Annotated in this window: 22 protein-coding genes; 6 read left to right on the top strand and 16 right to left on the bottom strand. The window is 63.7% G+C overall.

What is annotated here, in order from left to right; genetic code table 11:
• Positions 1–3: 3 nt before the first annotated feature.
• From bamA to M8523_RS20460, 12 genes are all read right to left on the bottom strand, one after another.
• Positions 4–2,376 (bottom strand): outer membrane protein assembly factor BamA, encoded by a 2,373-nt coding sequence (bamA, locus tag M8523_RS20515; protein WP_282586770.1) that lies wholly within the window; start codon positions 2,374–2,376, stop codon positions 4–6.
• 292 nt (positions 2,377–2,668) lie between these two features.
• A complete protein-coding gene (rseP, locus tag M8523_RS20510; protein WP_282586769.1) occupies positions 2,669–3,796 on the bottom strand; it encodes an RIP metalloprotease RseP in 1,128 nt (375 codons plus the stop codon).
• Between the two features lie 140 nt (positions 3,797–3,936).
• The gene (dxr, locus tag M8523_RS20505; protein ID WP_282586768.1) at positions 3,937–5,148 is read right to left on the bottom strand and encodes a 1-deoxy-D-xylulose-5-phosphate reductoisomerase; all 1,212 of its coding nucleotides are present in this window, start codon (positions 5,146–5,148) and stop codon (positions 3,937–3,939) included.
• Between the two features lie 24 nt (positions 5,149–5,172).
• Complete coding sequence (locus M8523_RS20500) at positions 5,173–6,045, bottom strand: phosphatidate cytidylyltransferase (protein ID WP_282586767.1); 873 nt, start codon at positions 6,043–6,045, stop codon at positions 5,173–5,175.
• Entirely contained in the window at positions 6,042–6,812 is a 771-nt protein-coding gene (locus M8523_RS20495) for an isoprenyl transferase (protein WP_282586766.1), read from the bottom strand. The genes M8523_RS20500 and M8523_RS20495 overlap by 4 nt, the downstream gene beginning before the upstream one ends.
• Before the next feature lie 34 nt (positions 6,813–6,846).
• Positions 6,847–7,407, bottom strand: a complete 561-nt coding sequence (frr, locus tag M8523_RS20490) for a ribosome recycling factor (protein WP_282586765.1) — start codon at positions 7,405–7,407, stop codon at positions 6,847–6,849.
• A gap of 145 nt (positions 7,408–7,552) precedes the next feature.
• Positions 7,553–8,281, bottom strand: a complete 729-nt coding sequence (gene pyrH / locus M8523_RS20485; RefSeq protein WP_282586764.1) for a UMP kinase — start codon at positions 8,279–8,281, stop codon at positions 7,553–7,555.
• Positions 8,282–8,521: 240 nt separating this feature from the next.
• Positions 8,522–9,988, bottom strand: coding sequence for a RimK family ATP-grasp domain-containing protein (locus M8523_RS20480; protein ID WP_282586763.1), 1,467 nt, complete (start codon positions 9,986–9,988; stop codon positions 8,522–8,524).
• Positions 9,985–10,500 (bottom strand): GNAT family N-acetyltransferase, encoded by a 516-nt coding sequence (locus M8523_RS20475; protein WP_282586762.1) that lies wholly within the window; start codon positions 10,498–10,500, stop codon positions 9,985–9,987. Before M8523_RS20475 ends, M8523_RS20480 begins: the two co-directional genes overlap by 4 nt.
• A gap of 28 nt (positions 10,501–10,528) precedes the next feature.
• On the bottom strand, positions 10,529–12,100 hold the full coding sequence (locus M8523_RS20470; protein ID WP_282586761.1) for an OpgD/OpgG family glucan biosynthesis protein: 1,572 nt from the start codon (positions 12,098–12,100) through the stop codon (positions 10,529–10,531).
• 349 nt (positions 12,101–12,449) lie between these two features.
• Positions 12,450–13,361 (bottom strand): translation elongation factor Ts, encoded by a 912-nt coding sequence (tsf, locus tag M8523_RS20465; RefSeq protein WP_282586760.1) that lies wholly within the window; start codon positions 13,359–13,361, stop codon positions 12,450–12,452.
• Positions 13,362–13,549: 188 nt separating this feature from the next.
• On the bottom strand, positions 13,550–14,587 hold the full coding sequence (locus M8523_RS20460; protein WP_282586759.1) for a 30S ribosomal protein S2: 1,038 nt from the start codon (positions 14,585–14,587) through the stop codon (positions 13,550–13,552).
• Positions 14,588–15,130: 543 nt separating this feature from the next.
• Here M8523_RS20460 and M8523_RS20455 point away from each other — a divergent pair.
• From M8523_RS20455 to M8523_RS20440, 4 genes are read left to right on the top strand one after another with little or no spacing between them, the layout of a single operon-like run.
• Complete coding sequence (locus M8523_RS20455) at positions 15,131–15,580, top strand: MarR family winged helix-turn-helix transcriptional regulator (protein WP_282586758.1); 450 nt, start codon at positions 15,131–15,133, stop codon at positions 15,578–15,580.
• Between the two features lie 13 nt (positions 15,581–15,593).
• Positions 15,594–16,157, top strand: a complete 564-nt coding sequence (locus M8523_RS20450; RefSeq protein ID WP_282586757.1) for a cysteine hydrolase family protein — start codon at positions 15,594–15,596, stop codon at positions 16,155–16,157.
• Between the two features lie 2 nt (positions 16,158–16,159).
• Positions 16,160–16,477, top strand: coding sequence for a hypothetical protein (locus M8523_RS20445; RefSeq protein WP_282586756.1), 318 nt, complete (start codon positions 16,160–16,162; stop codon positions 16,475–16,477).
• On the top strand, positions 16,474–17,892 hold the full coding sequence (locus tag M8523_RS20440) for a DHA2 family efflux MFS transporter permease subunit (protein WP_282586755.1): 1,419 nt from the start codon (positions 16,474–16,476) through the stop codon (positions 17,890–17,892). Before M8523_RS20445 ends, M8523_RS20440 begins: the two co-directional genes overlap by 4 nt.
• A 55-nt stretch (positions 17,893–17,947) precedes the next feature.
• On the opposite strand, the gene M8523_RS20435 is transcribed toward M8523_RS20440, so the two are convergent.
• Entirely contained in the window at positions 17,948–18,964 is a 1,017-nt protein-coding gene (locus M8523_RS20435; RefSeq protein WP_282586754.1) for a phosphotransferase, read from the bottom strand.
• Between the two features lie 286 nt (positions 18,965–19,250).
• Positions 19,251–19,898 (bottom strand): TetR/AcrR family transcriptional regulator, encoded by a 648-nt coding sequence (locus M8523_RS20430; protein WP_282586753.1) that lies wholly within the window; start codon positions 19,896–19,898, stop codon positions 19,251–19,253.
• Between the two features lie 46 nt (positions 19,899–19,944).
• Between M8523_RS20430 and M8523_RS20425 the strand changes: the two genes are divergently transcribed.
• On the top strand, positions 19,945–20,784 hold the full coding sequence (locus M8523_RS20425; RefSeq protein WP_282586752.1) for an oxidoreductase: 840 nt from the start codon (positions 19,945–19,947) through the stop codon (positions 20,782–20,784).
• Between the two features lie 388 nt (positions 20,785–21,172).
• Here the strand turns inward: M8523_RS20425 and M8523_RS20420 are convergent, their stop codons facing one another.
• Positions 21,173–21,538: a winged helix-turn-helix transcriptional regulator gene (locus tag M8523_RS20420; protein WP_282586751.1), complete on the bottom strand. Its 366-nt coding sequence runs from the start codon at positions 21,536–21,538 to the stop codon at positions 21,173–21,175.
• A gap of 97 nt (positions 21,539–21,635) precedes the next feature.
• Between M8523_RS20420 and M8523_RS20415 the strand changes: the two genes are divergently transcribed.
• The gene (locus tag M8523_RS20415; RefSeq protein ID WP_282586858.1) at positions 21,636–22,751 is read left to right on the top strand and encodes an NADH:flavin oxidoreductase; all 1,116 of its coding nucleotides are present in this window, start codon (positions 21,636–21,638) and stop codon (positions 22,749–22,751) included.
• Between the two features lie 193 nt (positions 22,752–22,944).
• Here the strand turns inward: M8523_RS20415 and M8523_RS20410 are convergent, their stop codons facing one another.
• Positions 22,945–23,631, bottom strand: a complete 687-nt coding sequence (locus tag M8523_RS20410) for a S1 family serine peptidase (RefSeq protein ID WP_282586750.1) — start codon at positions 23,629–23,631, stop codon at positions 22,945–22,947.
• Positions 23,632–23,663: the final 32 nt, after the last annotated feature.

Below are 23,663 nucleotides of genomic sequence, written 5' to 3'. Positions count from 1 at the left end.
AGTTCAGAACTTCGTGCCGCCCGAGAAGCGGAACGCCTGCGTCACGTCATATTTGTCCTTGCTCAACGCATAGGCGTAGTCGAAGCGCAGCGGCCCGAGCGGCGAGTTCCAGATGATGCTGGCGCCGACCGACGAGCGGATCGCGTCCGAGTCCCGCACGGTCACGCAGGTTCCCTGCGTGTAGAGCGGTGAGGTGTTCGACGGCACGCAAGCCCCGCCATTCGCCGTGAAGTTCGTCTTCCCATTGTAGCCGAACAGCGACCCTGCATCGGCGAAGACAGCTCCCTTGAGGCCCAAATCGCGTGGCAGGCCATACAATGGGAACTGCGCTTCAAGCGAGGCCCCGTAGTAGTGGGAGCCGCCAAGCGGGTTGTACTTGTAGTTGGCCGGGTCGCTGATGTCGCGCGGACCGATACCGCCGGGGGCGAAGCCGCGGACGAGTTGCGGTCCCAACTGGAATTCGTCGGCGATCCTGATCTGCTTCTCGCTGCCGAAACCCGTGATGTTGCCGCCCTGCACGTGAACAATCCCGACGATATCGTCATAGATCGGGTGGAAGTAGCGGAGGTCGCCGGCGGTTCGGAAGAACTGCGAGTCACCACCAAGGCCGGCGACATCGTTCCGCAGCTCGACTGTCAAACCGCGCGACGGGTTGCTGAGGTTGTCAAGCGTATTGTAATTGAGGTTCACACCAGCAAGCGACGTCAGCGTGTCGCCGACCGACTGTTTGATGGCAAGCGAGGCTTCGCCGTTGGTCAAGCAGTTGTTGTTGACCGACAATGTCCCGGCCAAGGCGCCGTAGCCCGGAGTTGTTCCATTAATCGGATAGGTACAGTCGTTGTAGGGAGAGCCGCTCTTGTTCGGGATCGAGATTTTCGTGTTGTAGATCGAGTAGTGCGGCGACACCGAGAACTCGTCGGTGACCGGGATACCGAACCTGACGGTCCCACCGGTGACGAAGGTCGAGTATTCGGCATATTGCGTGTTGTCGTTCTCCTTCGCGAAGAGATCGATGCCGCCGGCGATCCGGGTGTCGAACAGGTAGGGCTCCGTGAAGGACAGGTCGATGCCGCGGGCATTCTGTCCTTCCTGCGCCGCTACACGAACATAGTCGCCGCGCCCGAGGAAGTTGGTTTCCGTCACGGCGACCTCTGCGATGAACCCATCCGTCGTCGAATAGCCGCCAGAGATCGAGAAGGACCCCGTGGGCTGATCTTCCACATCGACGTCGATGATCACACGATCGGCGGACGAACCGGGTTCGTTGGTGATGCGCACCTTCTTGAAGAAGCCGAGCCCGTTCAGGCGTCGCTCCGCACGATCGATCAAGACCTTGTTGTAGGGGTCGCCTTCGCCGATATCGAACTCGCGGCGGATCACATAGTCGCGGGTCCGGGTGTTGCCGCGGACATTGATCCGCTCGATGTAGACGCGCGGACCCTCGTCGACGACATACTGTATCGAGACGCTGTGGGCTGCGGCATTGCGGTCGCCGCGCGGACGCACCTGGGCGAACGCATAGCCGAGTCGGCCGGTCTCCCGGGTGAGGACATCGACGGTCTTTTCCACGTCGTCGCCATTGTAGACGTCGCCGGCTTCCGTCCGGAGGAACGGTGTCAGCTGCTCGGACGTGACGCCCCTCAGACGGGAATCCACGGAGACGGCCGCAACCTTGTATTGCTGGCCTTCCTCGACCGCGATCGAGATGTCGTACCCTTTTTCTTCGGCGTTGAATTTCACATCCGTGTTCACGATGCGGAAATCGGCATAGCCGTTGCGCAGGTAGAAGCGGCGGATCAGCTCCTCATCGGTCGCGATCTTGTCCGGATCATAGACATCCGAGGTCTTGAAGAACGAGATGAGGTTCATCTCCGTCGTCTGCATCAGACCACGCAGCTTACGGGCCGAAAAGGCTTGATTGCCCGTGAACTCGATCGACTTAACGCCGGTCTTGCTGCCTTCGTCCACGGTGAACACGAGATCGAGCTTGCCGTTTGGCAGATCGACGGTCCGGTAGCTCGCGGTCGCGTCAGCACGGCCGGCACGGCGGTAGATCTCTTGGATTCGGCCGATATCGGCCTGCGCGACGGCCGGATCGAAAGCCCCGCGTGACTTGGACGACACTTCGACCGCGAGTTGCTCGCTCTTGATCTTGCTGTTGCCCTCAAAGGCGACGCGATTGATGACGCTGTTTTCCGTCACCGTCACGATCAAACCGCTCGGCCCCTGCCGGGTTCTCACGCTGGAGAACAACCCGGTATCCTTCAGGGACTTCACGCCTTCGGCGGTGCCGCTCGTGAAGTAGGACCGGATCGTGTCGGTATCGACCCGATGGTTTCCCTCAACCGTGATCGGTTCAGCCGAGGCAGGCGCCAAGCACCCGAACCAAGCGAAAGCGCAGAGAAGAATAAGCGCAACTCGATGCAATACGCCGCGAGGAAGTTGCATGTAAGACCGGTCCCGTCCTTCTGGGCGCGGTTTTGATCCGCTCCCCTTCACTGGCCTGTCGTGGTGATTGCCAGTGGCGCCGAGGCACTCTTCGGCAGCCCACCATCACTCTTGAGGCAAGAAGGCTTCTAGCCGGTTTACAAAATCCGGCAAACCAACATTCTCCCATTAGCAAAGGCAAAGTTTTTCAGCGTGACCGCCACGACACTGAATCGTGGCATTAGCCATGAACCAGCCGCAATAGGTCGTTGAATGTGGCGAAAATCATCAGCATCGACACAATTGCAAGGCCGAAGCGAAAGCCGATCTCTTGGGCGCGCTCACTGAGGGGGCGTCCACGCGCGGCTTCAACGAGGTAATACATGAGGTGGCCGCCATCGAGCAGCGGCACCGGCAGGAGATTGACGAAGCCGATCGACACCGACAGGAACGCCGCGAGATTGAGCAGTGCCCCTAGCCCGAGCTTCGCGACCTCGCCGGATACCTCGGCGATCCGGATCGGGCCGGAGATCTGCGACGCGGTTTCCCGGCCGACAAAAAGCCCCCCGATGTAGCTGAGGGTCCGGTCGACGACGAACCACGTCTCGCTCGCGGCCGCTTTGACGGAGCCACCGGCCGTGAAGGTTTCGGTCTTCCAGTCTTCGGGCTTGCTGGAAGCCGTCAGCCCGAGAACCCCGATCCGGGAGGAGCCGAACGGCCCGCTCACGTCCTTGCGTTCGGGGGTCGCGGTCAGGGTCAGGTCGGCTTTATCGCGCTGAACCTCGAATGCGAGAGGAACGTCGCTCGAGGCGCTCACGACTTTCTGCATCTCTGTGAAGCTGTTGATCGCAGTGCCGTCGATGGCCAGGATCACGTCCCCCGATTTGAACCCGGCCCTCGCGGCCGGACTGTCGGGGATCACGGTCTCGATCCGGGGGATCAGGATCGGCCGGCCGGATACATAGAAGCTGGTCGAGAAGATCGCGATCGCCAGAATGAAGTTCGCGATGGGGCCGGCAGCCACGATTGCGGCACGCTTCCAAACCGGCTGCGCCGCGAAGGTCACCGCCCGGTCGGCCGGTTCCATTCCCTCAAGCTTCTTGGGGGATTGGGCACTCGCCGCATTCAAGTCGCCGTGGAATTTGACATAGCCGCCGAGCGGGATCATCGCGAGGCGCCAGCGCGTCCCATGACGATCGTTGAAACCCGCCAGTTCCTTGCCGAAACCTAAGGAGAAGACGTCCACCTTCACGCCGCACCAACGGCCAACCAGGAAGTGGCCCATCTCGTGGAAGAACACCACGATGGTCAGGACGAAGAGGAACGGCACCACATAGCCGAACAGCGAAGTAAGGTGGCCGAGGATCATCGTTGGCTCCCGGAAGCGACACAGTTCACAATGGCAGCGACAAGCCTGAAAGGCGGCACCATGGAGCCGAAGCCCCGGGATCCCGTCGCCGATCCCCTACGCATGGTTTCCGATCCCTTAACAATGCTGTCTACTCGCCCTCAATCCAAGAGCCCGGCCGCCAATTGTCTCGTTCTATGGTCAATGGCGAGCGCCTCGCTCACGTCGGCCGGTTCGCGCGCAACGCCGGCTGCCAGCGCCGCCTCGCAGGCTCTTTCAACCACGACAGCGATTTGTCCGAAGGTGATGCGGCCATCGACAAAGGCCTGCACGGCGATCTCGTTCGCCGCATTCAGGACGGTCGGCAGACCTTGGCCGGCCGCGAGAGCCTCCATGGCGAGGCGCAGGGCCGGGAATCGCACGAGATCGGGGGCCTCGAAGGTCAACGAACCGACGGCGGCGAGGTCGAGCTTCCTGGCGCCGCTTTCGATCCGCTCAGGGTAGCTGAGACAATGGGCGATCGGCACACGCATGTCGGGCAGAGCCAAGCCCGCCGTGACCGATCCGTCGGCAAACGACACGAGGCCGTGCACGACGGATTGCGGATGAACCACCACCTTGAGCCGTTCCGCCGCGACGCCGAACAGGTGATAGGCCTCGACGAGCTCCAATCCCTTGTTCATGAGGCCCGCCGAGTCGATCGTGACCTTGGGGCCCATTGCCCAATTGGGATGCGCGAGCGCTTCCGCCTTGGTGGCTGAGGCGATCCGCTCGGCCGTCCAGGTGCGGAACGGGCCGCCCGACGCGGTGAGCGTCATGGTCTCGATCGTCGTCCAATCGGCATCGCCGAGCGCCTGAAAGATCGCATTGTGTTCGCTGTCGAGGGGGAGCAGGCGCGCGCCCGAAGCCGCCGCCGCCCGCATTGCGGGTCCGCCGGCGCAAACCAGGGTCTCCTTGTTGGCCAAAGCCACCGTGCGGCCGGCCTCGATGGCCGCAATGGTCGGAGCCACACCGGCAGTGCCAGCGATGGCCGCGATGACGACGTCAGCGGGCCGGAGCGCCGCCTCGACCACGGCCTGCGGTCCTGCGGCAGCCTCGATACCGGTGCCGGCCAGTCGCGTCTTCAGGCTTTCATAACCGGCGGGATCGGCCACGGCAGCAAACCGGGCGCCCAATTCGATGGCGACACGGCCGAGCCCGTCTCCATCGCGCCCCCCAGCCACCGCCGCGACCGTGAAACGGGCGCGCTGCAGTCCGAGAACCTGGGCGGTCGACCGGCCGATCGACCCCGTGGCACCCAAGATCGAGACGGACCGCCGCGGCGCCTCCCCGCCCCGCACGCCCGTTGCGTTTGCCCCTTGCACCATGCTCATCGGAAGTCCTCCTCTTTTCTTGTTCTACCAGGTCATCAGACCGGCCGCCGACGCGTGCACACCCTCTCGCAGCAGGCCAAAGCCAGCACCAAACACCGCCGCCGCCAGAAATCCGTCAAGCCTGTCCATGACGCCACCGTGCCCCGGAATCAACCAACTCGAATCCTTCACCCCGAAGCGCCGCTTGAGCGAGGATTCGAAGAGATCGCCGGCTTGGGCCACGATCCCGGCGAGAAGACCAAGCGGAAGGAGAGGCCAATGCGCCCCCCATCCGGTCGAGACCGCGAGGCCCGCCAGCGATCCAGATCCGATGCCGACCAGGAATCCCGACCACGTCTTCGACGGCGAGACGCGGCGCCAAAGCTTGGGGCCACCGATCAGGCGACCGCCGAAATAGGCCATGATGTCGGTGCCCCACACCACAGCGAAGAGCCACAGCACGGCCTCAAGTCCCCGACTGTCCGAATTGCGCAGGTTCAACAGCGCAAGCGGGAGAAGACCTGCGTAGACCACGCCCGCGCCGCTTGTAAGGGGCAGATTCCGCCCGAGAAGACCCGTCGCCAGGGCGCCGGCAATCAGCACCGGCAAGGTCCAGACGTCGTGTCCGGAAAGATTGGCAAGAACCGCGATCGTGATGGCTGCCGCACCAGCGATCAGCCGGCCCGCGTCACGGCCCGCACAAAGCAGACGCTGCCACTCCCAGTGGATCGCAAGGGCGGCGAGCCACCACAGGAGGGCAAAGGACGGGCCACCGGCCAGAGCCGTTCCGGCCGCGACACCGACGAGGACAATGCCGGACAGAACCCGCGGTACGAGATCGGACAGATCGACCCGCCGACGTCGCTCACCCTTAAAACTCGCCGCAGGTGCCTCTATTGGACCCGTGGGCCCGGTCATAGGGCCGTTTTCACCTTCAGGGGTCCCTCGGCCGTCGTTCCGCCAAAGCGGCGTTCGCGTCCCATATAGGCGGCCAAGGCCGATTCGAGCGCACAGCGGTCGAAATCCGGCCAGTGACCCGGCTGGAAGACGAATTCCGCATAGGCGGTCTGCCACATGAGGAAATTCGACAGGCGCTGCTCCCCGGAGGTTCGGATGATCAGGTCCGGGTCGGGAATACCGGCAGTGTCGAGGTGGTCCGCAACCGTCTCTGTCGAGATGGAGTGAGGGGCGAGTTCACCCGCCAAAACCCGCTCGGCGATCCGGCGGACCGCTGCGGCAAGTTCCTGCCGGCCGCCGTAGTTGAAGGCCACCACGAGGGTCAGACCCCGGTTGCGGTGTGTCAGGTCCTGGGCCTCGTCGAGCATCCCGACGATGTCGGGCTTCAGACCGTCGCGGGTCCCGATGATCTTCACGCGCACGTCGTGTTGATGGAGTTCCGCCAAATCGTTGCGGATGAAGCGTTTGATGAGGAACATGAGGTCCGCGACCTCTGCGGCCGGCCTGCTCCAGTTTTCGGTCGAGAAGCTGTAGACGGTCAGGTAGCGGATGTTGAGCTCGATCGCCGCCCGTATGGTCCGCCGCAGGGCCTCGACGCCGCGCCGATGCCCTTCGATGCGTGGGAGCCCGCGCGCCGCGGCCCAACGCCCGTTGCCATCCATGATGATGCCAACGTGCGCCGGTACGGCCGGCCGATCATTCGGCGTCGCGTGATCGAGATCGGTCATCTGTCCCACATCCGTCATGCCAGTCGCGACAGCTCTAAACCTGCATGATTTCTTTTTCCTTCGACGCGATCAGCTGATCGACCTCGCCGACGGCAGCGTCGGTTGCCTTCTGCACCTCGGTCTGAAGTCGCTTCTCTTCATCTTCGGCAAGGAGCTTGTCCTTGAGCGATTTCTTCAGCTGGTCGATACCGTCGCGACGGACGTGACGCACCGCCACGCGTGCCTCCTCCCCGTATTTGTGGGCGACCTTCACCATCTCCTTGCGGCGCTGCTCGTTGAGCTCGGGGATGCGAATGCGCAGGATCTGCCCCTCGACAACGGGACTGAGCCCGAGGTTCGAGTCACGAATCGCCTTGTCGACGGCGTTGACCATGCTCTTGTCCCACACCTGAACCGCTAAGGTCCGGGCCTCGGGCACGCTGATGGTGGCCACCTGGTTCAGTGGCATGGACTGGCCGTAGGCATGCACCTGAACGGGTTCGACCAGATTGGCGCTGGCACGCCCGGTCCGTAGCCCGGCCAGTTCATGCCGGAGCGACAGAATAGCGCCCTGCATGCGGCGCTTGAGGTCATTGGTGTCGAATTGCGCGCTCAAAGTTGTTGACTCGTCGATTGCTTGACATGAAATCCTGCCGCACCGCCCTCAGACAGGGGCCGATCGTGCGACGACAACGCCCGCGACTGCTTGGCCCGATCCATTACGCACGAATCGGGTCCGTCTGTCGATGAAAAGCGGCTCATCAGGGGGTCACGAGCGTGTAACGGCCCTGTCCGGTCAACGCTCGGGTGATCGCACCCGTCTCGCCGATGGAGAACACCATGATGGGAATGCTGTTCTCTCGAGCGAGAGCGAACGCCGCCGTATCCATCACGGCAATGCGCCGCTCGATCGCCTCGTCGTGGGTCAGTCGAGCCAGCCATTGGGCTTGCGGATCGCGCTTGGGATCGGCCGTGTAGACGCCATCCACCTGCGTCGCCTTCATGACCACGTCGGCCGACAGTTCCGCGCCGCGAAGCACGGCGCCGGTATCCGTGGTGAAGAACGGATTGCCGGTGCCCCCGGCCAGGATGCAGATCCGCCCCTTGGCAAGATGATGCAGCGCCGCCTGCCGTGAATAGGGTTGGCAGAGCGACGGCATCGGGATCGCCGAGAGCGCCCGGGCCGCATGACCTTCGGCCTCCACCGCCGCCTCGATCGCAAGCGCGTTCATGACCGTGGCCAACATGCCGATCGAGTCGGCCCGCGCCCGCTCGATCCCCTTATCGGCGCCCTGCATGCCGCGAAAGAAATTACCGCCCCCCACCGCGACGGCGATCTCGGTTCCGAGCTTCGCCGCGTCGACGAGGTCTGCGGCGATTCTGCTCAGCGTCGGCGCGTGCAATCCATGGTCGTCGGGCCCGGTCAGCGCCTCCCCGGACAGCTTGACCATGACACGCTTGTACATTCCGGCTTGCGATGCTTCGGTCATGGACCCTCTTGGGCGAGTGCGACACGCGTCGGCACGGTTCTTTGCACAGGATGGGCACAAAAAGAAAGCGAGCTCGATCGCGGGCGGGCAAGACGAGGTTGGTGGTTGGATCAACGGGCTCCGACCGCGATCCACGTCGAAGGAATCGGGAACACCGCCGCGGAGAGGTCTCTCCGGCCTATGCCGTTATCGTCACCGGTCGCTTGAGTTCCTTCACTCCAGGACTGAGATCCCGGTCCTTCAGCGATCGATCCGCGTGATGAACCAGCCGAGGAGCTTGGTCCAGATCTCATCCTTGCCGACTTGATCCTCCACGCCATGGTCGAGGTTCGGGTTGTCGTTGATTTCGATCACCACGACACCGCCCTCGGGGGTCTCCTTGAGGTCGACGCCATAAAGGCCACTGCCGATCGCGCGGGCGGCCGCGAGCCCGGTCTGCAGCACGGCCGGCGGGGCATCGGCGATCGCCACCGTCGTGTGGCTTCCCTCCCGGGCGGCCCCGTTCTCGCCATGCTTGATGATCTGCCAATGCCCCTTGGCCATGTGGTACTGGCAGAGAAACAGGGGTTCGCCGTCGAGCACGCCGAGGCGCCAGTCGAAAGCCGTCGGCATGTATTTTTGCGCGAGCAGCAGATCGGTATCCTCGAAGAGCCTGCCGGTCAGCGCTCTCAGGGCGGCGCGATCCGCGACCTTGTGCACACCTCTCGAGAAGGAGCCGTCCGGGTCCTTGACCACCATGGGCCAGCCAAGCATCGCTTCGGCGCGGTCGAGGTCTTCGTCGTCGGCGAGCATCACGGTGGGCGGCACCGGAATGCCTTTTCCCTGCAGCAACTCGTGCAGGTAGACCTTGTTGGTGCAGCGGATCATCGAGACGGGGTCGTCGATCACCGGCATGCCTTCCTGCAGCGCCCGGCGTGCAAACCGGTAGGTGTAATCGTCGATCGAGGTCGTGGCCCGGATGAACAAGGCGTCGAACTCCGCCAGTTCGGCGAGCTGCTTCTTGGTGATCGGCTCGATGGCCACCGCCATCTTCTCGCCGATCCGGGCGAGATGGCGCAAAGTCTCGGGCGAGGAGGGCGGCATCTTCTCGTGGGGGTCGTGCAGCACCGCGATCGAATATTTGGCGACCGGGCGTGCCTTCGGGCCTCGCCAACTCCGCTGCGTGTGCTGTTCCAATGCGTCTCTGAAAAACCGGAGTTCGCGCGGCTGAAGCTTTTGCAACGGGCACGGGCGGATGCGCTCGATCCGCCAGCGCTCGCCCACCGTCACCGAAATGCGGAGAGCCGGGCAACGAAACCAGTCGAACAGCAGGCGGCCAAACGCTTCGAAGCGTGTGTCCTGGGCGGCGCCGAAGCAGCAAAGGAGTTCGAAATCCTTGTCGTCATGCGCTTTGGCCTTCTGGGCGCAGCGCGCGAGCGCATGCTCCAATTCGGGCAGCGCGTGCTCGTAGAGCTTGCGCTCGCGCAGCTCCAGCATGGTCTCGACGGTCGGGATGATCCGGTGACCCCGCGCCTCGGCAAGCAGAGAAGCGTAGTAGCCGCTGCTCTGATAATCATAGGACCGGGACAGGTTGACGACCTTGGCACGGCTCGCGCCCGAAAAGAGCTTTGGGCGAGCCAGATAGTCCCGAGTGGTAATCACCTTGTGAGGGGTATCGGCATTGGGGAAATCCCGTTCCTGGTCGACCAGGATCACCCAATCCGTCATGGCGTCCGCTCGCTGCTACGGCCGCCCGGAGGTGCGATCTCTTTCTCGAACCGCAAGGCTGCCGTGCCGTCTTCGTAATAATCCGGGTAGTGCCCGAACTCGTGGTAGCCCGCCTTGCGATAGAGCTGGATCGCAGGTTGATTGTCGGCGCGCACTTCGAGGCGCATTATCGTGCGGCTATGCTCGGCCGCGGCGGCCTCGCAGGCGGCGAGAAGGCGCCCGCCATGGCCGCGACCGGCCTGATCCGGGTGGATGGCAATCGAATAGAGGCGCGCCAACCTGGACCCGCGGCGGAAGGCCAGGATTGCATCACCCACGATGGCGCCGGTCGCTTCGAGCACCAGAAATCGCGCCGTCGGCGTCCCGATGTAGTAGCGCAGGCTGCGGCGGGACAATTGGTCGCTGTGGAACACGGTCGTTTCCAGCGCCTCGACCGCATCGAGGTCGGCCAGGGTCGCGGCGCGGATGCGGGCCGCGCCGGCCATCGATCGTGGAGCGGCCGGAGACACCACGTTCAGAGCGCGGGCTCGGGCACGAAAATCAGGCGGTTGGCGCTTTCCACGGGAAGGTCCAAGTTTCGGTCAACGCGCGATTGCCTGATTTCAGGAAGGCCCGCAGATCCGTGGACTGGCCGGGTGGCAATTCGATGTCGATGGCGGCCCTAAACCCATCGATATGCGGATTGGGCACCAGGAACGAGCGGGTGATGGTGCCGTTGGTCGATGTCGGGACCACGCTGACCAGCGACGGGTCCGGCACGAAATAAGCGAGATCGCCGCCCGTGAAATCGATCAGGAACCGGCGCGACCCGGGGGCCACAACCTCATCTGAGCCGAGCGAGCGGGCCAAGGTCTGGAAGGTTCGGGCCACGCGTCCGCCGGGCGAGAGGCGCGACAGATTGAGGCTCGCCGTGATCGTATAGGAGAGCGTGATGGGGCGACCCGCCTCGACCGTTTCGTTCGGCACCCAGAAGGCCACGATATTGTCGTTTGTTTCGTCCGGGGTCGGCAATTCGACGAGTTCGACCCGACCCTCGCCCCAGCCCGTCTTGGCCTCGACCCAGTAGCTTGGCCGCAGCTCATAGGCGAGATCGAGATCCTGGTAATCCTCGAAGGTCCGGTCACGTTGCAGCAGGCCGAAGCCCTGCACCGCCTTGTCGAGGAACACGGAGGTCTCCATGGCCTCCGGATTGCGCAAGGGGCGCCAAATCCACTCGCCGGTGCTCGAATGAAGCAGCAGCCCGTCCGAATCATGCAGTTCGGGGCGGAAGTCGCCCTTGATGCGCCTGTCGTTCTGGCTGGTGAAGAACATCGAAGTGAGAGGTGCGAAGCCGAGCTTCGAGCCGGAGCGCCGTGGGTACAGGGTCAAGCTCACTTCCATGACGCTGTCGACGCCTGGATAAAGGTCGAAGCGATAGGCCCCTGTGGCGGCGGCGCCGTCGAGCAGCGCATAGATGGTCACGCGGTCGGCATTGGCGTCCGGAGTCTCGATCCAGACCTCGCGATAGAGCGGAAATTCCTCGTCGGGCAATCCGGTCCCGACCGCGAGGCCACGCGCCGAGATGCCATAGCGTTGGTCTCTACCGAGAAAGCGGAAGTAGCTGGCGCCCAGGAAGGCCACGACCTCGTCGAGCACGTCAGGACGGTTCAGCGGATAGAGGAGCCGGAATCCCGCAAATCCCAGGTTGACCGGAAGCGGCTGCTCGACCTTGGTGCGACCGTAATCGAACAGCGCCGAAGAATACGGGACAGGCGTCGCGAGACCCTCGCGCACGATATTGACCGTGACGGGCTGCGGGTAGAGATGGCCAAGATGGAACATCTCCAGCCGGAACGGTCCACCGCCGCTGCCCAGAAAGGCCTTGTCGCGGCGGAATCGAATGTCCCGCCAAGCATCGAAACTGAGTTTCGCCAGCACGTCGGGCAGCGGCGGCGGGCTCGCCTCGAAAGGCGCGCTGGCGAGGTCGCGGGCGCGTTTCACCACATCGTCGAAGCCGAAATGGGCGACAGGCTGCCCGGAGACTTGCTGCGCGTGGCCCCCCACCGGGATCACCATGGATGCCGCTCCCGCGGCAAGGCCCGCACACAAGGTCCGGCGGTCGACATTGGCCATTCACGATCCCGTTCAAGCATCTGGGCGGGCTCAGGGCCGCCGACGCGTTCACCTAAGCGGTTGGCCGGTTCCGGGCAAGCGGGCGGACCGGCAAGACCGATGATGCTGATCGCATTCCGGTTCCGCCCGCCCATGCGAGGTAAAGACACGCGATACGTAATACGGAACGCGTTGAAGGCCTTCGATCCTGCCTAGACCGCTGAGAGGCTCGCCTCGCGGACGTTCGCGAATGTCAAATCCGGGATCGTCTCGGCGGCGGAGTTCAAGAATACCGCCACGCTGCAGGATGGTAGACGTGGCGCCGGAGCAAAGTCCGGACGCCCCGCCACGACTGACCTCTCCGGCCTGCTCAGACCATGCTGGCGACTTCAGCCGCGAAGTCCGTCGCCTCTTTTTCGACCCCTTCGCCGAGCGCGAAGCGGGCGAAGCCCGTCAGGGCGATCGGTGCCCCGACGGTCTTTTCGGCTTCCTTCAGGGCTTGCGTCACGGATTTACCCGTGTCGTGGATGTAGGCCTGATCGAGCAGGCTCACCTCCTTGAAGAAGGTCTTCAGACCACTGTCGACGATCTTTTCCAGCACGTGAGCCGGCTTTCCGGCGTTCTTTTCGGCCAGAACGTTCTTCTCGCGTTCGATGACGGCGGGGTCGATGCTGGCGTGGTCGAGAGCGAGCGGGCTCGCGGCGGCGATATGCATGGCGATCTGCCGGCCGAGTGCCGTAAGGGCCTCCGTGCCGCCGCTCGATTCGAGACCCACGATCACGCCGATCTTGCCGAGACCTTCGCTGACCGCATTGTGCATATATTGCCCGATGACGCCCTGTTGAACCGCGACAGAGGCCGCGCGACGCAGGGTCATGTTCTCACCGATCGTGGCGATGGCGTTGGAGATCGCCTCCGCGACCTTGCCGCCGCCAGGATAAGCCGCCGCCTTCACGTGTTCGACGTCGCTCCCCTGTTCGGCCGCGACCGTCGCGATATTTCGGACGAGCTTCTGGAAATCGTCGTTGCGCGCCACGAAGTCGGTCTCGGAATTGACCTCGACCACCACGCCTTTGCCATTCCGGACCGCAATCGCGACGAGGCCTTCGGCGGCGACACGATCGGCTTTCTTGGCAGCCTTCGACAGGCCCTTCTTCCGGAGCCAGTCGATCGCGGATTCGATATTTCCTTCGGTCTCGTTGAGAGCCGTCTTGCAATCCATCATGCCGACGCCGGTCTTCTCACGAAGATCCTTCACCATCGCGGCGGTGATCTGGGCCATTGGAGTTCCTCGTAGGTTCGGACAGGAGCCGGCTTCAGCGGCTCAATCAGGTGCGGACGCGCAAAACAACGCCAGGGACGGAGCCCGACACGGGCTTTTGTTCTCCTGCGTGATCTAGGATCGCGCCTTTTCTAAAGCAACGGGGCCCGCGAAGGCCCCGTCGGATCTCGTCTCCAATCGTAAAACGATCAGACGGCGGCCAGCGCTTCACGCGCCTGCAGGGTCCAGCCTTCACGCTCGATGCGGCCACTGAGCTTGAGGTCGTGGTCGAGCTTCTGCGCGTCCGCCGGGGTCATGGCCGCGAGCTGCCACCAATGATAGACGCCCGCATCGTTCAGCTTCTGGATGATCTGCGGGCCGACGCCGTGCAGACGGGACAGGTCGTCGGGTGCACCGCGCGGCGCGGAAAGAAGCTCGAACAGCTCGCCCGTTCCCTCGTCACCATTCGCCGCATCGCCAACCGCCGCCGTCTCGACCTCGGGCAGAAGTTCAGGGGTCGGCTCTTCGAACGATCCGACGTCGACGCCGACCGAGCCCTGGCTGCGCGAAATACCGTCGATCGCGGCGCGGGCGATCAGGTCGCAATACATGCTGATGGCGCGGCTGGCGTCGTCATTGCCCGGAATCGGATAGAGCACACCGTCGGGATCCGAGTTCGTATCCACGATGGCCGCCACTGGAATGTTCAAGCGTCCCGCCTCCTTGATGGCGAGTTGCTCCTTGTTGGTGTCGATGACGAAGATCAGGTCGGGCACGCCGCCCATGTCCTTGATGCCGCCGAGCGCCTTTTCGAGCTTCTCCTGCTCGCGGGTCAGCATCAGGCGCTCTTTCTTGGTGAGACCCTGAGCGCCCGATTCGAGCGTTTCCTCGACCTTGCGGAGGCGGTTGATCGACGCCGAGATCGTCTTCCAGTTGGTCAGCATGCCGCCGAGCCAGCGGGAGTTGATGTAATATTGGGCCGAGCGCTTCGCCGCATCGGCGATCTGCTCGGACGCCTGGCGCTTGGTGCCGACGAACAGCACACGGCCGCCGCGCGCGACCGTGTCGGACACGGCCTGCAAGGCCTTATGCAGCAGCGGCACCGTCTGGGCGAGATCGATGATGTGAATGTTGTTGCGGGTGCCGAAGATGAACGGCGCCATCTTCGGGTTCCAGCGGTGGGCCTGGTGGCCGAAATGAGCGCCGGACTCGAGAAGTCCGCGCATCGTGTAATCAGGAAGTGCCATAAACAGTTTCTCCGGTTCTGACCTCCGCGAAAGCTTGGGCCGCGAACGCAAACAAAAGCCCGTCTCGGCGCCCCTGCGATGGCAGGATGCCGGGAGCGAGCGTCAGGCTCAGCATGAGCGGCGGACCAGAGTTTTGAAACGCGGTCTACCTTGCGTCCACAGCCACCGGAGCGAACCCTTGAACAGGGTCGCTATTCCTTCGCGTGTGGAATGGCGCGGCTTATAGCGGGCGGACCCGCCGGGCGCAAGCGCAATGGGAGAGTAACACGGGTTGGATTCGGGCTTCCATGACGAGGCCTGGTTCGGTTTGAACATCGTCTCCGACAAATCCGCCTCGGATGGTCTTTGCCGACACACGACTGAGCCCGGTGCTCTCGGGCCGTCTGAACCAGACCCGCCCCGCTGAGCATGTGGCCGCCTCAAGCAGCCGCGCTAACGCACCACACGTGAATCAGCCCGGTGGCAGGACATCGGCCATGCGTCGAACGTCCCAGGTATGAAGCCAATCTTGACAGTTTAGCTTCATATAAATATCTAGCGCCTATGACGAAACCTACTGCCGCCCAAGATGCGGCTGCCTTCACCCTCGCGGGTGACCTTCGTGTCGTCCTCGGCAAGCTCAAACGTAAGTTCCGCGCACAGGGGAGCTTCAATGAGCTGACGGCCTCCCAGGTCTCGGTACTGTCGCATCTCGAACGCGACGGTCCCGCGACCATCTCCCAGCTCGCACGTGCGGAAGGCATGCGCCCACAATCCATGGGGGCCATCGTCACGGTGTTGGAAGCGGCGGGGCTCGTGCAGGGGACTCCCGACCCGACAGATGGCCGCAAGGTCCTTCTCTCGCTGACCCAGGACTGCATCGACCGGGTCGCCGAGGCCCGTGCCGCGCGCGAGGACTGGCTGTTCCGCACCATCCAATCCGAATTCACGGCCGCCGAGCAAGCACAGCTCGCGACCGGCATCGCCCTTCTGAAACGAATGGCCGAGCTCTGAGAGAAGGTTTCCCATGGCCGTCACCGCACTCGATCCGACCACAGCACTCATCGTCATCGATCTCCAGAACGGGATCGTGTCGCTTCCCGTCGCCCACCCGGTCGAAGACATCGTTCGTCGCGCAGCGGAGCTCGCGAAAGCCTTTCGGCATCACGCGCTGCCCGTCGTCCTGGTGAACGTCATCGGCGTTCCGCCCGGCCGCACGGAGCAATCGCGGTTCCGCGGCGCATTTCCCATCGGATTTGCGGAGTTCGTGCCCGAACTGCCCCCACAAGCCGGAGACCATGTGGTCTCGAAAAAGACCGCGGGAGCCTTCACCAAGACAGATCTCGAAGCCTACCTGACATCGAAGGGCGCCACGCAGGTCGTGATCGTCGGTGTCGCCACCAGCATGGGGGTCGAGTCGACGGCCCGGCAGGCCCATGAACTTGGATTCAACGTCACGCTCGTCGTCGATGCCATGACGGACATGGACTCAGGCTTACACGACGTCACGATCGCCAAGGTGTTTCCTCGCATCGGCGAGACCGGCACAACGGCCGACATTCTCGACCTCCTGAACCAGCGGAGCGCGTGATCATGGGCTGGCTCCCCCTCATCGCCTACTTTTTCGGCGGTGCTTTCCTGTCCAACGCCATCCCGCATCTCGTCAGCGGTGTCAGGGGCGAGGCTTTCCAGAGCCCGTTTGCGAAGCCGCCCGGCAAGGGGTTGTCCTCCGCGACCGTCAACGTCCTTTGGGGCGCCTGCAATCTGCTCGTCGCTTATCTTCTCCTTGTCCAGGTGGGCAGGTTCGATCCGCATTCGCCGGTGGATGCGGGCGCCTGTGGCGCGGGCCTGCTCGTCATGAGCCTGTTCGCCGCGAAGGCCTTCGGGCCGCTCCACGGCGGTGCTCGGTGAGTGACGCCGGTCCGAGTGTCGCGGACGATACGCGGCTCGATCCCGCGATATGGCGCATCGCCGCCGTGGCGGCGATCGGCTCCTTCATGGCCCAACTCGACGCCACCGTCGTCAACGTCTCCCTGTCAAGTCTTGCGGCAGAGCTGCATGCGAACATCACCACCGTTCAGTGGGTGACGAGCGGCTATCTGCTGACGCTGGCGCTCATGCTGCCGCTCAATGGCTGGCTGGTCGACCGTATTGGCGCCAAGAAGCTCTATCTGGGCTGTTTCGTCGCCTTCACGCTGTCCTCGACCCTTTGCGGTCTCGCTTGGTCGGCCGGATCGCTGATCGGGTTTCGTATCCTCCAGGGCATCAGTGGCGGCCTTCTCGCGCCCATGGCGCAGATGATGATCGCCCGCGCGGCCGGCAAGCGCTTCGCGCGGGTTGTCGGCTTCGTGGCCGTTCCGGTTTTGCTGGCGCCGCTCCTCGGCCCTGTGATCGCGGGCGCAATCCTGCAGTTCGCCTCTTGGCGTTGGCTCTTCCTCATCAACCTGCCGGTGGGGGCTCTTGCGCTCGCACTGGCCTCTGCGTTTCTGCCGAGCGACGCAGGCGAGACGCGACCGCGCAGTCTCGATTTTATTGGGCTGGCGCTCCTGTCGCCGGGCCTCGTTCTCTTCCTGTACAGCTCCGACCACCTGGACAACCGGTTCGGATGGGCCTCGATCGCAGCCGCCCTGGTCCTGTTGGCGCTGTTCGCCATATCGGCCTGGAAGAAGGGTGACGCCGCGCTGATCGATCTGCGGCTTCTCACACGCAAGGCATTTTCGACATCGTTGACCACCATGTTCCTGACGAACGGCGTGGCGTTCGCGGGCCAGATGCTCGTCCCCATCTACCTGATCCGCCAATGCGGTCTGTCACCGAGCGAGACTGGCTGGCTGATGGCGCCCCTCGGCCTCGGCATGATGTGTACATACCCCTTCATTGGTGCTCTCACGGATCGCTTCGGCATCCGGCACCTCGTCGCTTGCGGCGCTGTCCTGGCTCTGGTTGGCGTGGCGCCGCTCGTCTACATGGCCGCCCACGGCATGAACTTCATGCTGTTCGTCGCCGCGCTTTTCGTTCGTGGTGTCGGCATGAGCACGATCGGCGTGCCGTCGATCTCGTCCGCCTACGCCGCCGTTGCAAAGCAGGACCTGCCGATGGCGACGGGCGCGATGAACATCGTGCAGCGTCTTGGCGGTCCCACGCTGACGACCGTGGTGGCGACCTTTCTGGGGTGGCGAACCGGGCTTGCCTCATCGCCGAGCCCGCTTTCGAGCGCCTTCGCGGCCAGCTTCGTCCTGCTGTGCGGGCTGCATATCCTGTTATTTCTCGCCGCGCTGCGGCTTCCCGTCAACATCGACCGCCAGCCCATACAGGCAAAGCCCTGACCGCGCCTCACCGGAACAGGAGCACGATGGTCGAAGGCGGTTTCGCCTGCGCTTCTCAGGTAGCGAGATCAAGACCCGGCGGCACGTCTCCGGTCATGAAAGAGGCGAGATACATTTTCCCCAACGTGTGTTTCGCCAAGGCCGAGCCAGGTATGATCTGCCCGGACTGAACAGCACGTTGAAATTCAGAAGAGCTCAACGCCGAACGATCCTCATCCCCCAGAGGCCCGGACATGGCTGCCGAGGCGCTCAAGAGAACGCCTGCGTAATACAGGCGGGTCAGTGCACGCGCATGTGTCAGTCGCTCAAGCGTCAATGCCTCCGGCCTGCGCCCTAGAAACGACGTGAGCAGTGCCTGCTCCAACTCCTGCGTACGGGCGAAACCGTCCAGAGCGATCGCCACGTCGACCAAAGGATCGTTGCGATAGGCCGACTCCCAATCGATCAGCCACAGTCGCTCTCCGTCGAAGAGGATGTTGCGCGGGACTGGGTCGTTGTGGCTGGAAACGGACGATGCTGTGTCCCAGACGTAGCTGGCCCGCAGTTGCGCCAACCGCTCCGTACAGGGATCGAGGACGCCGGAGGCGAAAAGCCCTGACTGGCACACCCACCACCAAAGGCGACCCACCATCTCAGGATATTCGATGAAATGCGGGAAGGGCCGTGTGCCCTGCAACGAAGCCAGCAGCCTGCCAACCGCTTGCGCAAGAGCATGCGGACCACCCGGAAACAACCTGAGCGGTCGCTCCTCGACGAAATCCATGACCGCAACCCGAGCGCTCTCATCGATATGGTAGATTTTCGGCGCGATCCCGGCTTCAGCGGCTATTCGCATCGACCGATATTGGTGCGGGTTGCGAAGCGGGCTTGCAGGGCCCTCCACTCGGACAAGGTAGGATCGGCCCTCGATTTCGACCCGGAACGGGAACGCCCCTGATGCGCCGCCGCCGAGCGGCGCGATGAAATCCGCCTTCTTTGAGCCGAATGCGATTTTCAGGGCCAGACGCACGGCGTCGCGCGTCTGAGCGCTCAAGTCGTCGAGCAGATCGTGTGCCATGGCATATTGTGTCATGGCGGGCCGGTTCTTTCCAATACGAGCCCCCGAATCTTCGACGCGTCAGTCTGTGACGTGTATTCGCGTCATAAATTGGCAGGCTCGACGGCTCTCGAATCAACAATGCGGTTCAGATCGACATCAGAATCATTCTTTTACTGACTTGAAGAACGAGCGCCGATCGGTCGATCCGGTCCATGATGCGGAGCTTCGGCTTCACTGACCCGGAGATCGACGCCGTGGTTCCCGTGAGGGTTGGTCCTTGAGGGTATGGCCCTAGCGAGCCGCGTCCTGCGGCTTCGGTTCAATCACCGATTTCGGAGAGAAGGGCCAACATCGCAACGCGCCGTTTCCCATCCACGAAACCGAGCAGCGAGGCCGCCGCGGCCGTACGGGTGCGGGCCGCTAATTCTGCGTCGCTGACCTCGCCCGCCGTCCAGAATGACAGCACGCCCCGAAATGCCACCGCGAGTTGATCCGGCAGCACAGACCGAGCAAGGTCGATGAGTTCCGGATTGAGACCATTGCCGTCTCCCAGTGCCTGCGTCCACAGGGCGCGCGAGCGTGCGTAGACCTGCCCCGGCTCTCCGCCCGGTGCTCCAAGCGTACCAATGATGGCGCGATTGACCTGGGGCTCGGCCAGCATCACAGCGGCCGCGAACTCAACGGCCACAAGGACACGATCAGCGGCGTCCCCTTCGGGCTTCGCTTCGTCGAAGCGCTCGGCCATGGCGGCGATGCGCTGAGCCGATAAGGCATGCATGATCGCGACCTTGCTGCCGAACTGATTGAACGGCGTGGCGAAGCTGACCCCTGCCTCGGCCGCAAGTTCCCGCATCGAGAATTCAGCGCTCCCCTTCCGCAGCAGCCGTTCGGCCGCCTCGATCACGCGACGGCGCATGGCGTCGGCCCGCAAGGTGGGCGGTTGAGAAGCGGACTTGCTGATCGCCATGGCAGTATCTATATCATGATATAAGTTTAGGACTCAGGATCTCATCATGGCCCAACCCAAGACCTTTCTCATCACTGGCGTCAGCTCCGGCTTAGGGCGCGCCTTTGCGGCCGGCGCTCTGGCGGTCGGCCACCGCGTCATCGGCACCGTGCGGCGACCAGAGGACGCCGAAAGTTTCTCGCGCCACGCCTCCGGGCACGCCTTTCCGCTCCGTCTCGACGTGACCGATTACGACGCTGTCCCAGGGGCTGTGCGCAAGGCGGAGGAGTCTGCCGGTTCCGTGGATGTGCTGGTCAACAATGCGGGCTACGGCCACGAGGGAGTGCTGGAGGAAGCCTCCATGGATGAACTGCAACGCCAGTTCGCGGCCAATGTGTTCGGACCGGTGGCCATGATCAAGGCGGTGCTGCCGAGCATGCGTGCGAGGCGGCGCGGTCATATCGTCAATGTCACCTCCATGGGTGGCTTTATCACCATGCCGGGCATCAGTTTCTATTGCGGGAGCAAGTTCGCGCTGGAAGGCATCTCGGAAGCGCTCGGCAAAGAGGTCAGACCATTCGGCATCCAGGTCACGGCCTTGGCACCCGGCCAGTTCCGCACGGATTGGGCGGGCCGCTCGATGGATCGGACACCACGCAGCATCGCCGACTACAATGCGGTCATGGACCCGATCCGGGCCGCCCGGCAGGCCAAGAGCGGCAACCAGCCCGGCGACCCTGACAAAGCGGCGCAAGCTCTGCTCCGTTTGGTCGAATCTGAAAACCCAACGACCCGGCTGTTCCTCGGCGAGGATGCGCTGGGGCTCGTGGATCAGAAGCTCGATCAGATGAAGGCGGAGATCACGGCGTGGGATGCGCTTTCCCGCTCGACCAGCTTTGGTGCGTAGGAAATGGGAGCCGTCAGAGTGTTTGCGCGGCGTGGTGCGTCTGAGTCTCGGTCATTTGTTATAAGCACACCCAAAATGAACCAGGCCACTCCAGTCAGATCCGGATCGTACGGTTCATGGTGGGTGGAATGCGAACCCTTCGCGCTGGCCTGGGTCGTTTGGGGGTCCGGGTGTCGCCTCCCTGCTGATCGGCGCCAGCCGGACGGAGCAGCTGCGCGAGAATTTGGCCGCGCTCGACATCGTGTTGTCCCCCGACCAGCAGGTACGCTTGGACGCCGCGGGGACGCTGCCCCGGCTCAATCCCTGTTTCATCTTCGACCTGGCGCGTCCCGCCATCTTTGGTGGGCGGGACGTGCGGCCGTGAAGGTGAGATCGACGGCGCGTCAGGTCACGCTGCGGCGCGGCCTTCGAACGCTTGGCGTGCCCGCTCCACCTCATCCAGATGCTCCATGGTCCAGGCATAGAGCGCCTGAAAAGGACCAAGCAGCGAGAAGCCGAGCGGCGTGATGGCGTATTCGACCCCGATCGGCGAGGCCATGATGACCCGGCGGGAAATGAGGCCGTTGCGTTCCAGCCGCCGCAGGCATTGTGTCAGCGCCTTCTGCGTCACTCCCTCCAAGTGCCGCTTGATACCGTTGAAGCGCATGGGTCCTGCGTCCAACACGCTGAGCACCATCATCGACCACTTGTCGGCGATCTGGTCGAACAGCAGGCGAGTGGGACAGTTCACGTCAAATTTCTGGCAGGCGGGCATGGGTTTCCTCGGCGATACCTAGGCGATTGCAAGTGCGTTCTTGCGCCCTAGTAGCACATGTATACCTTTCGCGACAACCCACGAGAAAGGCTACCCCATGACTTCGACCGACGTTCTGTTCCGACCCTTCCGCATCGGCTCCATGGAGCTGGCGAACCGCATCGTCATGGCCCCGATGACGCGCAGCTTCGCACCCGCCGGCATCCCCGGCCCGGCGCATGCCGCCTATTACCGGCGGCGGGCCGAAGGCGGCGTCGGCCTGATCATTTCGGAGGGCACGGTGATCGACCGGCCGGCGTCGCGGAACAACCCGGGCGTCCCGTTCTTCCACGGTGACGCGGCACTGGCGGGTTGGAAGGGCGTGATCGATGCGGTTCATGAGGGCGGTGCCAAGATGGGCCCGCAGCTTTGGCACACCGGAGCGCTCAAGAGCTTCCTGACGGAGTGGGTGCCGGACTCGCCCGTCGAAGGCCCGTCTGGGTTGGAGGCACCGGGCGTCGAGCGCGGCGTCGCCATGGGCGATGGCGACATTGCCGACACGATCGCCGCCTTTGCCCGCGCCGCCAGCGACGCAAAGCGCCTTGGCTTTGACACTATCGAACTGCACGGGGCGCACGGCTACCTGTTTGACCAGTTCTTCTGGGCTGCCACCAACCGGCGGACCGATCGCTACGGCGGTGCCACGATCGGCGAGCGCTCGCGATTTGCCGCAGGGGTCGTCGCGGAGGTCCGGGCGAGCGTCGGCCCCGACTTCCCGATCATTCTGCGTCTCAGCCAGTGGAAAGTGCAGGACTTTACCGTGCGGCTCGCGGAGACGCCCGATCTCATGGCCGACTGGCTGATGCCCCTGGTAGGCGCCGGCGTTGACGTGCTGCACTGCTCGCAGCGCCGATTTTGGGAGCCGGAGTTCCCGGACATTGATGGCGAACAGGGCCTGAACTTCGCCGGCTGGGCCAAGAAGCTGACCGGCGCGACTACGATCAGCGTCGGCTCGGTCGGCCTTGCGGAAGACTTCATGGGCGCATTCGGCGGCGAGGGCTCGTCTACGGCCAAACTCGACAAACTCGTAGAGCGGATGGAACGCGATGAATTCGACCTGATCGCCGTCGGCCGCGCCCTGATCGCTGATCCGGCATGGGTGGAGAAGGTACGGACCGGCAATAGCAGCGCCTTGAAGGGCTTCGACGCCGCCGCGCTAGCCGAACTGGTGTAAGTGGCGATTGTTTTTGTGGTGGCGGACTGACCCAAGCCTGACGCCTGAGGTCGGTTCGCTATGGATATAGCGAAACCGGACCTGGCCTACGGCGTTCCTGCGCCCACTTTCGACGGCGCTCTCACAGAGCCGGCGGCACCTATAGAAGAAATCGAAACGATCCCGCCACGAGAATCGCCACCACCACGCGCCGTCATTGAATCTGCAAGTCGCCGAGAAAGGTCTGGATGGCCTGCGAGGGCACGAAGTGTTTGGCGAGCCCGACCGTGCGGACCACATGCTCGCCGTTGACGATCAGCCGGAGATGCTGCTCGATCTTGCTTGACATGATGCCGAGAAGACAGTGCCGGTCGGCATCGAAGACGCCGGAACCCGAGTTGCCGGTCGAATAGACGTCCCTGATCGAAGCGGCGAACTTCACGCGCATGTCGGGCGGCAGGACCTCGGGCGCGATGATGGCGGATGTCGTCACCTTTTCAGGCGTCGCGACCACGACGGCCTCACCCGGTTGCGGCGCTCCGGCGCAGATGGCGGCATGCAAGCCGGCAAGTTCCGGCGGGACCGGATCGGCGATCTTCAGGACCGTCAGGTCATTGTCGGGGTAGCTCCCCTCCTTGACGATCGACGTCGGCAGGGCGCGACCGGCGACAACCACCTGTGGCTGCGTCAGGATGCCGTGCCCGGCCACATGGGCCGCCGTGACCACGAACCCATTCCCGAGATAGATTCCGTAGCCCGGCCAGGTTTGCGCGGGCGTGCGCTGCACGTTGACCGCGAGCGCCTTGACGTCGATCGCAGGCGATGTCTCCGCCGCCGCGGGCGCCGTGACGGCCACGCCAAGCATCGCCACGCGGATCGATCTTGCGACACGAGCGAGCATGTGGACCCCCTCTCGCACCCTCGACCGCCATG

This window comes from Lichenifustis flavocetrariae, assembly GCF_026130545.1.
GTDB lineage: Bacteria > Pseudomonadota > Alphaproteobacteria > Rhizobiales > Beijerinckiaceae > Lichenihabitans > Lichenihabitans flavocetrariae.
This window is presented reverse-complemented; position numbering and strand designations above follow the sequence as displayed.